This window comes from Pseudomonas sp. MSSRFD41 (assembly GCF_014230245.1).
GTDB lineage: Bacteria > Pseudomonadota > Gammaproteobacteria > Pseudomonadales > Pseudomonadaceae > Aquipseudomonas > Aquipseudomonas piscis.
The window spans coordinates 123,329-137,262 of the sequence record NZ_JACKZK010000004.1 but is presented as its reverse complement, the minus strand read 5'-3'; the positions used below and the strand labels follow the sequence as shown (position 1 = coordinate 137,262).

The following is a 13,934-nucleotide window of genomic DNA, read 5'->3' as shown; positions in this document are numbered from 1 at the left end:
GCAAATCGCACCCTTTAGCTGACGGGGAGATGCCGCCGCGGCCTGGGCCACGGCGGGCGATGGACGTGCCTGGGCTCAGCGCGAAATGCCGTGCTTGCGCAGCTTGCGATACAAGGTGTTGCGACTGACCCCCAGTTGCTCGGCGGTATGGGTCATGTGCCAGCGCTGCTGCTCCAGGGCCGCCAGCAGCGCCTGGCGCTCGGCGTCGTCCAGGGGGCGCTCCGGCTGCGCCTCGAGCGCTTCGCTTGCCGGGGCCGGGCGGCTGCCCTGGCGAATCATCGCCGGCAAGTCGTCGATGCCGATCCGACCGTCTTCGCACAAAGCCGCCAGAGTCCGCAGCACATTGCGCAGCTGCCGCACGTTGCCCGGCCAGGAATAGCCCAACAGCGCCTGGCGTGCAGCCTCGTCCAGGCCCACCGGCTGCGTGCCCGCCTCCTCGGCCAGGAGAAAGTCCAGCAGTTGGGATTTGTCGCTGCGCTCACGCAAAGCCGGCAGGGCAATCTCCAGGCCATTGAGCCGGTAGTACAAGTCTTCGCGGAAGCTGCCATCGCGCACCCGCTCCTGCAGGTCGCGGTGAGTGGCACTGATGATGCGCACATTGACCGGTTGCGGCTCGCCGCCGATGGGCACCACCAGCCGATCCTCCAGGACCCGCAGCAAGCGGGTCTGCAAGGCCAGCGGCATGTCGCCGATCTCATCCAGGAACAAGGTGCCGCCGTCGGCCTGCTGCAGCTTGCCGCGCATGCCTTCCTTGCGCGCCCCGGTGAAGCTGCCGCCGCGGTAGCCGAACAGTTCGCTCTCGATCAGGCTTTCCGGGATCGCCGCGCAGTTGAGGGCGACAAAGGCCTTGTCCGCCCGGACGCTGCCCTGGTGCACGGCCTTGGCGAACGCCTCCTTGCCGGAGCCGGTCTCGCCATTGATCAGCAGCGGCACATCACGCTCGAACACCCGCGAAGCCCGGCGAAAATCGTTCTGCAGGCCGGCGTCCCCCAGGCAGATCCCCGGGGCGCGGGGCTGGAGCACTTCCAGCGGCGCGCGCAACAAGGGTGGCGTGACGGGCTGCGGGACACCGCGCAACAAGGCGAACAACCGCCGCCCATCCCGGGTGCGCAATGGCCAGCTGGCGCTGGCATTGAGGCTGGCACGACCGAACAGCTCGTCCAGGGAACAATCGAAAAAACTCTCCACGGGCTTGCCCAGCAGACCACCGCGAATATGCCCCAGCAGGTTCAGGGCGCTCTGGTTCACCGCGCAAATCCGCCCTTCGCCGTCGAACGCCAGCAGCCCCTCGCTGAACAGCCCCACCGACTCGGCCTGCAAATGAAAGCGCAGCAACCATTGGTTTTCGAAGTAACGCAGGAAGTAACAACTCTCGATCATCTTCGCCGAGAGGTTGACCATGGCCATGGTGTGGAACTGGCTCTGGCGGGAAACATCCTGGCGGGCCGAAGACACGTCCAGTACCGCCAGCAATTCACCATGGGGGTCGAACACCGGGCTGGCGGAGCAGGTCAGGCCGGTGTGCCGGCCACGGAAATGCTCGTCCTGGTGGATGGTCAGCGACTGGCGCTCGACCAGGCAGGTACCGATGCCATTGGTACCCTCGCGGGCCTCGCTCCAATCGGCGCCGAGCCACAGGCCGGCATGCTCGAAGATCTTGCGCTCGCTGGGAGCGGTGATGCAGTTGAGGATGACCCCGCGGGCATCGGTCAGCAGCACCGCGTGACCGGCGCCAGACAACTGTTGGTGCAGGTTGGCCATTTCGGTGCCGGCGATCTGCAGCACGTCGCGCAGGCGTTCGCGACTCTCCAGCAAACGACCGTGCTCGAGCACCGTCGGCGCCATGGCCAGGGCCGGGTCGAGGTGATAGTCCTCCAGGCAGCGCAGCCAGGAACGGGCAATGGAAGGATCGCTGCCAGGTCCCTGCAGATGAGCCTTGCCCCGCGCGACCGTCAGCACTTGCTGGGCATGGCGGGTCAGATGATTGCTGCTGTGCATTTCTTATTGTTCTCCTGCTGTGCTGTCACGCGCGGGCGCCATCCTGTGGCCGCCGAAGTCCGGGAATCGCTCCCCGCCGACGAAAGCTCCGAGGATTCAGCGGATTGGTCCGACAGGATTCGACACGCGAATCAGCATCCTCCAGCCGTGGCCGCATTGCAACGTCGGCTTGACCCATAAGTCACAGGTTGTGCCATCAAGGTTACAAACTGTCACTCGATACTGCGCCAGATTTGCCACAGTCCGGGCCCAGAGGCTGCGACCTGCTGTCACAAGGCCTTGATTCACCTGGCATGGGGCACACTGGCCCGGGCTTTGCTCTACGCTTGCCATGCGCTACAGCGCGTCCTCCCCCATAAGCATAAAAGCCAGGAGATACCCCATGCGTTACGCACACCCCGGTACTGAAGGCGCTATCGTTTCGTTCAAGAGCAAGTACGGCAACTACATCAACGGCGAATTCGTCGCGCCCATCAAAGGCCAGTACTTCACCAACACCTCGCCGGTGAACGGCAAGCCGATCGCCGAATTCCCGCGTTCCACTGCCGAAGACATCGAAAAAGCCCTGGACGCCGCCCATGCCGCCGCCGATGCCTGGGGCGCGACCTCGGTCCAGGCCCGTTCGCTGATCCTGCTGAAGATCGCCGACCGCATCGAGCAGAACCTCGAACTGCTGGCCATCACCGAAACCTGGGACAACGGCAAGGCCGTACGCGAGACCCTGAACGCCGACATCCCCCTGGCCGCCGACCATTTCCGCTACTTCGCTGGCTGCCTGCGGGCCCAGGAAGGCAGCGCCGCCGAGATCGACGGCAACACCGTGGCCTACCACATCCATGAACCGCTGGGCGTGGTCGGCCAGATCATCCCGTGGAACTTCCCGATCCTGATGGCCGCCTGGAAACTGGCCCCGGCCCTGGCCGCCGGCAACTGCGTGGTGCTCAAGCCCGCCGAGCAGACCCCGCTGGGCATCACCGTGCTCATGGAACTGATTGGCGACCTGCTGCCAAAAGGCGTACTCAACGTGGTGCAAGGTTTCGGTCGCGAAGCCGGCGAGGCCCTGGCCACCAGCAAGCGCATCGCCAAGATCGCCTTCACCGGCTCGACCCCGGTGGGCTCGCACATCATGAAATGCGCCGCCGAGAACATCATCCCGTCCACCGTGGAACTGGGCGGCAAGTCGCCGAACATCTTCTTCGAAGACATCATGCAGGCCGAGCCCAAGTTCATCGAAAAGGCCGCCGAAGGCCTGGTGCTGGCGTTCTTCAACCAGGGCGAGGTCTGCACCTGCCCATCCCGCGCCCTGGTGCAGGAGTCGATCTACGACGAATTCATGCAGGCAGTGATGAAGAAGATCGAGCAGATCAAGCGTGGCGACCCGCTGGACACCGAGACCATGGTCGGCGCCCAGGCTTCCGAACAGCAGTTCGACAAGATCCTGTCCTACCTGGACATCGCCAAGAACGAAGGTGCGCAACTGCTCACCGGCGGCAAGGTGGAGAAACTCGAAGGCGACCTGGCAACCGGCTACTACATCCAGCCGACCCTGCTCAAGGGCACCAACAAGATGCGCGTCTTCCAGGAAGAAATCTTCGGCCCAGTGGTGAGCATCACCACCTTCAAGGACGAAGCCGAAGCCCTGGCGATCGCCAACGACACCGAGTTCGGCCTCGGGGCCGGGGTCTGGACCCGCGACATCAACCGCGCCTACCGCATGGGCCGTGGGATCAAGGCCGGTCGCGTGTGGACCAACTGCTACCACCTGTACCCGGCGCACGCCGCGTTCGGTGGCTACAAGAAATCCGGCGTGGGCCGCGAGACTCACAAGATGATGCTCGACCACTACCAGCAGACCAAGAACCTGCTGGTGAGCTACGACATCAATCCGCTGGGCTTCTTCTGATCTACCCTCCCGGCGGCCCCACGGTCGCCGGGAGGTTTTTCGCGGCCCTGCCGCACCTCTATACCTTCGTGGTCCGGTGCCACTGGCTTGCCGGACGGGACGCTGCTGTCGGAAGTTCTGAGTCAACGACCTCGCGCGCACAGCCCCGGGCTCGAACAAGAGCCTTGAAAAACAATAAGACTAGGGAGCAAAGCAATGGACCAGATCGGCAACTACGTGCTCTACCTCATCATGCTCTGCGCCGTGCTCGGCGCCCTCGCTGCCATCTATGACAGCGATCGCGGGCTGGGCAAGGAGTTCATGGAAGGCATCCACGCCACGGGCTACATCTTCGTGCCGGCGGCGGGGATCATGGCTTCCATCCCCTATCTCACCGTATTGATCGAATCGGTCTTCGGGCCCTTCTTCGAATCCCTGGGCGCCGACCCGGCCCTGGCGGCGACCATGATCATCGCCTCGGACATGGGCGGCTACCACCTGGCCTCGGCCCTGGCGGCCAGCAAGGAAGCGCTGGTGATGGCGTTGATCACCGGCTTCATGGGCGGCGCCACCATCGTCTTCTCGATCCCCATGGGCCTGGCGATGCTCGACAAGCGCGACCACAAGTACATGGCCCTGGGGATCATGTCCGGCATCCTGACCATCCCGGTCGGGGTGATGGTGGCCAGCCTGATCCTGGCCTTCAGCAACCCGATGGTCCGTGAGCTGGTCAGCACCAACTCCGAGGCCAGCTACCAACTGGCCCTGGCCGTGGGTGGCCTGTTCGCCAACCTGCTGCCGATCCTGATCTTCGTCGTGGCCCTGGCCCTGGGCCTGCGTTTCCTGCCGGACCTGATGATCAAGGGCTTCATCATCTTCGGCCGGACCCTGGACGCAGTGATCAAGCTGGTGCTGGTGGCGTCGATCGTCCAGCACTTCACCGGCGTGTTCACCACGGTCTTCGGCAACTGGGGCTTCCACCCGATCATCGCCGACGCCGAGGACCAGACCCGCGCCCTGGAAACCGCCGGCTACATCGGCATCATGCTGGCCGGGGCCTTCCCCATGGTCTACCTGCTGCGCAAATACCTGGGCAAGCCCCTGGAGAGCCTGGGCGGCAAGGTCGGCCTGAGCGCCGTGGGCAGCGCCGGCATGCTGGCCACCATCGCCAACATCCTGGCGATGTTCCGCCTGGTGCGCTACATGCCGCCAAAGGACAAGGTGGTCAACATCGCCTTCGGTGTCTGCGCGGCCTTCCTGCTGGGCGACCATTTGTCCTTCACCGCCAACTTCCAGCCGACCATCATCCTGCCGGTGCTGATCGGCAAGCTCAGCGCCGGTTTCGTCGCCGTGGGCCTGGCCTACTGGCTGTCGGTGCCCAAGGCCCTGCAACTGGAAGCCCAGGACCGTGCGGCCGGGATCATCGCCGAGGGCGAGTACCTGGGCGATAGCGTGCAGGAAGCGCCAGTAGGGCCCGGGCAAAAGGCCACAGCCTGAGCCCGGCACGACAAGGAACGCCTGCATGCCAGCCATCACGGGCGGCGCACCGGTGTTGCTGCTGGGGCTGGACTTCGGCTCCACCACCAGCAGCGCGCTGATCGCCCAGGCCAGCCTCAGCAGCCAGTGCGTCACCGGACGCATGGCCCTCAATGAACCCCGCGTACTGTTTCGCGGCGACCCGGTGTTCACGCCGTTCAAGGACGACATCATCGACACCGGGGCCATCGGCGACTTGATCGAAGGCTGGCTGGAACAGGCCGGAGTCCGCCCGCAGCAGCTGTTTGCCGGCGGGGTGATCATCACCGGCCTGGCTGCCCGGCGACACAATGCCCAGGCCCTGGCGCAACAGGTGGGACAGCGGCTCGGCAACGTCCTGGTGACCCGGGCCGACGACGGCGGCCTGGAATCCTGGCTGGCCTTCATGGGCAGCTGTTCGGCCCTGAGCCGCTTCCATCGCCAGCAGCCCCTGCTCAACCTGGATATCGGCGGCGGTACCAGCAATGCCGCCTGGGGCCTGGATGGCAACGTCCTGGCCAGTGGCTGCCATTTCATCGGCGCCCGGCACCTGCAATTCGAACCCGGCAGCTATCGGCTCAGGGAAATCTCGGCGTACGGCCGGGCCCTGCTCCAGCACCTGGGCATCGCCAGGGAGCCCGGCCAGGAGCTCATGCCTCCGGAGCGGGACGCCGTCCTCGCCTGGTACATCGCAGCGTTGCTGGCGATCGCCGAGGGCGACCGGGCGTTCTTCGCCAGTCCGCTGGGCCGGCTGGTCGAGCAGTTGCCGCTGCTTTTACCCCAAGGCCATGCCAGTGCCGCGCTGACGTTTTCCGGCGGTGTCGGCGAGCTGCTCTACCGCCACCTGCAAGGCGAAACGCTACCCGGCACCACCTTCTATGGCGACCTGGGCATCGACCTGGCCCTGGCCATCGCTCGCCAGCCCCGGCTGGTGGGGGATGCCAACCGGCTGCTGCCGGAAAACCGCGGGCGGGCCACGGTCTATGGCCTGACCCTGCACAACACCGAGATTTCCGGCAGCACCCTGTTCTTGCCACGACCACAGGCGCTGCCGCTCAAGGACCTGCCCATCGTCGCGCGCCTGCCCATCGACGCCAGCGAGCGCCAACTGCGCGACGCCCTGGGCCTGGCCCTAGGCAGTCGCGACGGTGCCTGCCTGCAATTGCTCGATGGCGGCCAGGTTCCCCGGTTGGAGCAGGTCCGCCAACTGGGCACGCGCCTGGCCCAGGCCCTGCAAGCGGCGACCCCGGCACCGCAGTGGCCACTGGTGCTGCTATTGGAAAGCAACATCGGCAAGGTCCTGGGCAACTACGCCACGGACTGGGGACGCAGTGCCTGCAACCTGATCGTCATCGACGAGGTACGCGAGCGCTCGGCGCACTTCATCAACCTGGGAAAACCCCATCAGCACATCGTGCCCGTCGCCTTCTACGGCGTGCACTGAGGCGATGCGAACCAAGGAGAGTCCTGCCATGCCACTCACCGAACTCCAGCACATCCGCCTGCCCGAGGTGCCCGCAGAGCGCAGCTACGGCACCCGGGTCCTGGATCGCGAAATCCGCTTCGCCAATCTCAAGGCGGTACTCGGCGCCGCCGACATCAGCAAGGCCGGGGACCGCGTGGCCGGCCTCGCGGCGGCCGACGAAATCACTCGCGAAGCGGCCCGCAAGGTGCTCTCGGAATTGACCCTGGGCCACTACTTCGAGCACCCCCTGACCGACCGCCATGGCCGTATCGACAGCGTCATGCAGGTCAACTACGACATCGACCACCAGGTGTTCGCCGAGATATCCGGGCTGACCCTGGGCGCCCTCAAGGACCGCCTGTTGCGTAGCCATGGCACGCAGATCCGCCGCATCGGCACGGGCCTGACCGGGGTGATGGTCGCCGCCCTGGCCAAGCTGCTGGACGTGCACGAGCTGATCCTGCTGTCCAAGAAGCTCAAGAGCGGTGCGGCCGCCAAGGCCCGGACCCTGGTGGGCCTGCCCGGCACCCTGTCGTCGCGCTTGCAGCCCAACCACCCCACCGACAACCTCAGCGGCATCACCCTGCTGGTGTACACCGGGCTGAGCATGGGTTCGGGCGACGCGCTGATCGGCCTCAACCCGGCCATCGACACCGTGGACAACATCCGCGCCACCCTGTGCCACCTGGACAAGCTGCGCCGGGAAACCGGGGCACCCACGCAGATCTGCGTGCTGTCGCACATCAAGACCCAACTGGCCTGCCTGGACCAGGGCGCGCCGGTGGAAATCATGTTCCAGAGCCTGGCGGGCACCGAGCGCACCCTGACCGACGAGTTCGACGTCACCGTGCAACTGCTCGACCAGGCCTGGCAGGCCATGGCCGAGCGTGGCCCGCTGAGGGACGTGGCGGAAAACTTCATGTACTTCGAGACCGGCCAGGGCAGCGAGCTGACCTATGGCAAGCACGAAGGCATCGACATGACCACCTGCGAGGCGCTGTGCTACGGCCTGGCCCGGCGCTACCGGCCGTACATGGTCAACAACGTCACCGGTTTCATCGGCCCGGAAACCCACCTCGACAACTTCGAGATGACCTATGCCTGCCTGCAGGACCAGTTCATGGGCAAGCTGCTGGGGCTGCCCATGGGCATGGCGCCCTGCTACACCCTGCACTCCCAGGTGACCCTGGAAGGCCAGCAGATGGCCACCGAGCTGCTGACCGCGGCCGGCGCCAACTTCTTCATGGACGTGTACCTGAGCACCGATCGCATGCTGGCCTACTTCGATACCAGCGCCCACGACAACCAGACCCTGCGCGAAGTCCACGACCTGGCGCCGGCTCCGGAGTACCTGCGCTGGGCCCTGGGCAAGGGGATCTTCCAGGAGGATGCCCATGGCAACGTCGAGCGCGGGCCGAACTGGGGCAACCCGCGGATCTTCTGCGAGTCGGACATCGACTTCCAGCGCCTGCTGGAGTCCACCCCGGCCACCTACGGTTTCGACAATGCCGGGCCGCGCCCGGCCAACACGGTCTCGCGCATCGTGCGGGCCAACCTGGCGGTGGCCCGGGAGGCGATCTACGTCGACCTGCGCCCGGCCGAGATCGGCGAGATTCCCCTGCGCGAGCTGCGCACCGCCGCCCCGGACAAGCTGGCCCACCTGCAAGACCCGGAACTGGGGGCACGCCTGACCGAAGAGGTACTGCGCCAACTGCAGCCGGAATACAACGACGTGCAGATCGTGATTTCCGATGGCCTCAGCGCCGAGGCCATCCACCACAACATTCCCGAGCTGCTCCCGGTGCTGATGGACGGCCTGCGCAGCCGCCAGCTGCGTATCGGCCAACCGATCCTCGCGCCCTACGGCCGGGTCAAGCTGGCGGAGTCGGTGGGCGAGGCGCTGCAACCGCAGCTGATCATCGTCCTGATCGGCGAACGTCCCGGCGGCGATGCCCTGGCCTCGCGCAGCATGTCCGCCTACCTGGGCTATCGCCTGCCGGACGACCAGGCCCGGCGCGCGGCGGCGCAGTTCAGCGGCAACCCGGGTATCGGCTACGAATACACCGTGATCTCGAACATCTACAGCGGCGGCCTGCCGCCGCTGGAAGGCGGCAGCCTGGTGGCGGAAAAGGCCTTTGCCATCCTCCAGCACCGGGCTGCCGGCAACCGTCTGGAAAACCTGCTGAAGAAGGTGGCATCCTGATGATCCGCCAGCATTCGGCAACGCCCCTACATCGTTGAAACGGAGACTGAGATGGCCCAATTTTCCCACAGCGTAGGTTCTCAGACCTATCGCTTCGATAGCCTCAAGGAAGTCATGGCCAAGGCCAGCCCCGCCCGTTCCGGGGACTTCCTGGCCGGGGTCGCCGCCCTCAACGACGGCGAGCGGGTGGCCGCCCAGATGACCCTGGCGGACATCCCCCTCAAGCACTTCCTCGAAGAGGTGCTGATCCCCTACGAATCCGACGAAGTCACCCGGCTGATCATCGACAGCCACGACAAGGCGGCCTTCGCCCCGGTCAGCCACCTGACCGTCGGTGGTTTTCGCGACTGGCTGCTCAGCGACGCCGCCGACGAGCAGAGCCTGCGCGACCTGGCCCCGGGCCTGACCCCGGAAATGGCCGCCGCGGTATCGAAGATCATGCGCCTGCAAGACCTGGTGCTGGTGGCGCAGAAGATCCGCGTGGTGACCCAGTTCCGCGGCACCCTGGGCCTGCGCGGGCGCCTGTCCACCCGCCTGCAGCCCAACCACCCCACCGACGAGCCGGCCGGCATCGCCGCGAGCATTCTCGACGGCCTGCTGTACGGCAACGGCGACGCCATGATCGGCATCAACCCGGCCACCGACAGCATCGCCTCGATCTGCGCCATGCTGGAGATGCTCGACGCCATCATCCAGCGCTACGAGATTCCCACCCAGGCCTGCGTGCTGACCCACGTCACCACTTCCATCGAGGCGATCAACCGTGGCGTGCCCCTGGACCTGGTGTTCCAGTCGATCGCCGGCACCGAGGCGGCCAACGCCAGCTTCGGCATCAACCTCAACATCCTCAAGGAAGGCTACGAAGCAGGGCTGAGCCTGAACCGCGGCACCCTGGGGCAGAACCTGATGTACTTCGAGACCGGCCAGGGCAGCGCGCTGTCGGCCAACGCCCACTTCGGCGTCGACCAGCAGACCTGCGAAACCCGCGCCTACGCCGTGGCGCGGCACTTCAAGCCGTTCCTGGTCAACACCGTGGTCGGTTTCATCGGGCCGGAGTACCTGTACAACGGCAAGCAGATCATCCGCGCCGGCCTGGAGGATCATTTCTGCGGCAAGTTGCTGGGCGTGCCCATGGGTTGCGACATCTGCTACACCAACCACGCCGAAGCCGACCAGGACGACATGGACAACCTGCTGACCCTGCTGGGGGTGGCCGGGATCAACTTCATCATGGGCATCCCGGGGTCCGACGACATCATGCTCAACTACCAGACCACCTCCTTCCACGACGCCCTCTACGCCCGCCAGACCCTGGGCCTGAAGCCCGCGCCCGAATTCGAGCAGTGGCTGGCACGGACCGGGATCTTCACCCAGGCCGACGGCAAGGTGCATTTCGGCAACAACCTGCCCCCGGCCTTCCGCCAGGCACTGGCCCAGTTGGGATAAGGAACAGGCTCATGCAAAAACACCCGAGCGACTCGCAAAACCCCTGGCTGGAACTGCGCCGCCTGACCCCGGCGCGCATCGCCCTGGGCCGCACCGGCACCAGCCTGCCCACTGGCGCCCAGCTGGATTTCCAGTTCGCCCATGCCCAGGCCCGGGATGCCGTGCACCTGCCGTTCGACCATGCCGGACTCAGCGCCCAGCTGGCCGAGCGGGGCCGCGACAGCCTGCTGCTGCACAGCGCCGCCACCGATCGCCACAGCTACCTGCAACGCCCTGACCTGGGGCGCCGGCTCAGCGACGAGTCGGCCCAGGCCCTGCGCGAATATGCCCAGGCCCACCCCGGCGGGGTCGACCTGGCGGTCGTGGTGGCCGATGGCTTGTCGGCGCTGGCCGTGCATCGCCATACCCTGCCGTTCCTGGCGCGCATGGAAGAACAGACCGCCGCCGAAGGCTGGTCGCTGTCGCCGGTGATCCTGGTGGAACAGGGCCGAGTGGCGGTGGCCGACGAAATCGGCCAACTGCTGGGCGCCAAGATGACGGTCATCCTGATCGGCGAGCGTCCGGGACTCAGCTCTCCCGACAGTCTGGGGCTATATTTCACCTACCAGCCGAAGGTCGGGCTCACCGATGCCTACCGCAACTGCATCTCCAACGTACGCCTGGAGGGCCTGAGCTACGGCATGGCCGCCCATCGGCTGCTGTACCTGATGCGCGAAGCCTGCCGCCGGCAATTGTCGGGGGTGAACCTCAAGGACGAGGCGCAGGTCCAGACCCTGGACAGCGACTCGCCCGCGGACATGAAGGGCAACTTCCTCCTGGGCCCGCCCCAAGTGTGATTTTGCAAGACGATTGCGCTTTTTAACCGCTTTGGGCAGCATCGCAACGCGGCTGCCCGAGTTCTCCAACCTGTGCCGTCACATCCACTTGAAGTTGAGAGCCATCATGCGGATTACTCAAGCAACCCTCGAGCACCTGGATCTGTTGACCCCGCTATTCGTCAAGTACCGCGAGTTCTATGGCGCCCTGCCTTACCCGGACTCTTCCCGGGCGTTCCTGGAAAAGCGCCTGCGGCGCAAGGAATCGGTGATCTACCTGGCCCTGGCCGATGACGACAGCAGCAAGTTGCTGGGCTTCTGCCAGCTCTATCCGAGCTTCTCGTCCCTGTCCCTCAAGCGTGTGTGGATCCTCAATGACATCTATGTCGCCGAGGATGCCCGCCGCCAACTGGTGGCCGACAACCTGATGCGCACTGCGAAGAAGATGGCCAAGGAAACCCATGCCGTGCGTATGCGGGTTTCCACCAGCAGCGACAACGAAGTGGCGCGCAAGACCTATGAATCCATGGGATTTCGTGAGGACACGGAGTTCAAGAACTACATCCTGCCCATAAGCGAAGACTGAGAGCGGCCCGGGCCTGATGCCAGTCAGTCAAGCGAGGTGATCCTCCGAGGGAGCAGCCGGTCGACGCTCGATTGCTCGCGAGGCTCGTTAACGGTAGCGCGTGTCGACTGGATAAACGCAGCGCTCTGAAGCCCTCACGGACAAGCCTCGCTTCTACCCTTTCCTTAACTGATCGGCATGAGTCTCCGGTCCCAGACCGCGGAATCTGTCAGCGTGCCGACAGGTTGCGGATCGACATGTGCCGCTACAATCTGAACACGCATTTCACCCGTCAGCCTTTATAATGCCGTCCTTTCTGGCCCCTCAGAAAAATCTCACACCCTCATAGCCCCTTTTCTCAAAGCAACCGCACAGGCCCGCCGAGCCGGGCCGTCACCACAGGTGCCTCAATGGATTTCAACCCGATCGACCTAATCCTCCATCTCGACGTCTATCTCGACATGTTGGTGACCAACTACGGGCCCTGGATCTACGCCATCCTGTTCCTGGTGATCTTCTGCGAGACCGGCCTGGTGGTGACCCCCTTCCTGCCGGGGGATTCGCTGCTGTTCATCGCCGGCGCGGTGGCGGCTGGCGGCGGCATGGACCCGGTGCTTCTGGGGGGATTGCTGATGCTCGCGGCGATCCTGGGCGATAGCACCAACTATGTGATCGGACGAACGGCTGGAGAACGCTTGTTCAGCAACCCCGACTCGAAGATCTTCCGCCGCGACTATCTGCAGAAAACCCACGATTTCTATGAGAAGCACGGTGGCAAGACCGTGACCCTGGCGCGCTTCCTGCCCATCATCCGGACTTTTGCGCCTTTCGTGGCCGGCGTGGCGAGAATGCCCTACCCGCGTTTCTTCGCCTTCAGCGTGGCGGGCACCATCCTCTGGGTCGGTGGCCTGGTGACCCTGGGCTACTTCTTCGGCAACGTGCCGTTCATCAAGAAGAACCTGTCGCTGCTGGTGGTAGCGATCATTCTCCTGTCCCTGGTGCCGATGATCATCGGCGTGCTGCGCAGCCGCTTCGGGCGTAACGCTGAAAAAGCCGGGAGCCGCTGAGCGGCATGTGGTCCTTGAGTGCCTGGCGCCGTAAACGCCGCCTGGCCAGGCATCCGGTCAGCGACCAGACCTGGCAGCAGGTACGCCAGCAATTGCCCTTCCTCGACGGCATCAGCGCCGCCGAGGACCAATGGCTGCGCGAAGCCAGCGTGCTGTTCCTGGACGACAAGCACCTGACGGCCCTGCCGGGAGTCGAGCTGCCCCAGGAACAGCGCCTGTTGCTGGCTGCCCAGGCGCAGTTGCCATTGCTGCATCTGGGCGACCTGAACTGGTACCAGGGTTTCCACGAAATCATCCTCTACCCCGACGACTTCAAGAGCCCCCAGCGCCATCGCGATGCCAGTGGCATCGAGCACGAGTGGGACGGCGAACACAGCGGCGAAGCCTGGCAACAGGGGCCGGTCATCCTGGCTTGGCCCGGGGTCCTGGCCAGCGGCGGCTGGGAGGCCTACAACCTGGTGATCCACGAGCTGGCCCACAAGCTGGACATGCTCAACGGCGACGCCAACGGCCTGCCACCGCTGCACGGGGACATGCGAGTCAGCGACTGGGCCCAGGTCATGCAGGCCGCCTACGACGATCTCAATCGCCAGCTGGACGAGGCCCCGGACACCGAGACGGCCATCGATCCCTACGCCGCGGAAAACCCGGCGGAATTCTTCGCGGTGACCAGCGAGTATTTCTTCAGCGCTCCGGATTTGCTGGTAGCGGCCTATCCGCAGGTCTATGAACAGCTACGGTTGTTCTACCGGCAAGATCCACTGGCGAGGTTGCAGCAACTTCAGGCCCACGATCCGCTCTATCAAGCGCAGCACTAATGCCTTGCCGGGCAGTGACGTCATTCATCCGAAGGCGCTGCGCCAGGCCATGCCAGGCTCGCCTGCAAGGCGCCGCGACCAAGGTTCTACGACCCTCGGTACGTGGCATCGATAGCGGAGTGTGTCTATAATCGGCGCCACTTTTTGGTCAATCAACGGG

10 protein-coding genes are annotated in these 13,934 nt (G+C 65.1%); 9 read left to right on the top strand and 1 reads right to left on the bottom strand.

What is annotated here, in order from left to right; all coding sequences use genetic code 11:
- Positions 1 to 75: 75 nt before the first annotated feature.
- Positions 76 to 1,998 carry a sigma-54-dependent Fis family transcriptional regulator gene (locus H7A76_RS09445; protein ID WP_185698242.1) on the bottom strand — a complete coding sequence of 641 codons (1,923 nt, stop codon included), beginning with the start codon at positions 1,996 to 1,998 and terminating at the stop codon, positions 76 to 78.
- A gap of 382 nt (positions 1,999 to 2,380) precedes the next feature.
- On the opposite strand from H7A76_RS09445, the gene H7A76_RS09440 reads away from it, so the two are divergent.
- The 9 genes from H7A76_RS09440 (at position 2,381) to H7A76_RS09400 (ending at position 13,774) form a co-directional block, all read left to right on the top strand.
- Positions 2,381 to 3,901: an aldehyde dehydrogenase family protein gene (locus H7A76_RS09440; RefSeq protein ID WP_185698241.1), complete on the top strand. Its 1,521-nt coding sequence runs from the start codon at positions 2,381 to 2,383 to the stop codon at positions 3,899 to 3,901.
- 195 nt (positions 3,902 to 4,096) lie between these two features.
- Positions 4,097 to 5,377 (top strand): ethanolamine utilization protein EutH, encoded by a 1,281-nt coding sequence (gene eutH / locus H7A76_RS09435; RefSeq protein ID WP_185698240.1) that lies wholly within the window; start codon positions 4,097 to 4,099, stop codon positions 5,375 to 5,377.
- A 25-nt stretch (positions 5,378 to 5,402) separates the two neighbouring features.
- Positions 5,403 to 6,839, top strand: coding sequence for an ethanolamine ammonia-lyase reactivating factor EutA (locus H7A76_RS09430; RefSeq protein ID WP_185698239.1), 1,437 nt, complete (start codon positions 5,403 to 5,405; stop codon positions 6,837 to 6,839).
- Positions 6,840 to 6,867: 28 nt separating this feature from the next.
- The gene (locus tag H7A76_RS09425; RefSeq protein ID WP_185698238.1) at positions 6,868 to 9,063 is read left to right on the top strand and encodes an ethanolamine ammonia-lyase; all 2,196 of its coding nucleotides are present in this window, start codon (positions 6,868 to 6,870) and stop codon (positions 9,061 to 9,063) included.
- 51 nt (positions 9,064 to 9,114) lie between these two features.
- Positions 9,115 to 10,509, top strand: a complete 1,395-nt coding sequence (locus H7A76_RS09420; protein WP_185698237.1) for an ethanolamine ammonia-lyase subunit EutB — start codon at positions 9,115 to 9,117, stop codon at positions 10,507 to 10,509.
- An 11-nt stretch (positions 10,510 to 10,520) separates the two neighbouring features.
- Positions 10,521 to 11,345, top strand: coding sequence for an ethanolamine ammonia-lyase subunit EutC (gene eutC, locus H7A76_RS09415; RefSeq protein WP_022641228.1), 825 nt, complete (start codon positions 10,521 to 10,523; stop codon positions 11,343 to 11,345).
- 106 nt (positions 11,346 to 11,451) lie between these two features.
- Entirely contained in the window at positions 11,452 to 11,910 is a 459-nt protein-coding gene (locus tag H7A76_RS09410; protein WP_185698236.1) for a GNAT family N-acetyltransferase, read from the top strand.
- A gap of 389 nt (positions 11,911 to 12,299) precedes the next feature.
- Positions 12,300 to 12,956 (top strand): DedA family protein, encoded by a 657-nt coding sequence (locus H7A76_RS09405; protein ID WP_185698235.1) that lies wholly within the window; start codon positions 12,300 to 12,302, stop codon positions 12,954 to 12,956.
- Between the two features lie 5 nt (positions 12,957 to 12,961).
- A complete protein-coding gene (locus tag H7A76_RS09400) occupies positions 12,962 to 13,774 on the top strand; it encodes a zinc-dependent peptidase (RefSeq protein ID WP_185698234.1) in 813 nt (270 codons plus the stop codon).
- Positions 13,775 to 13,934: the final 160 nt, after the last annotated feature.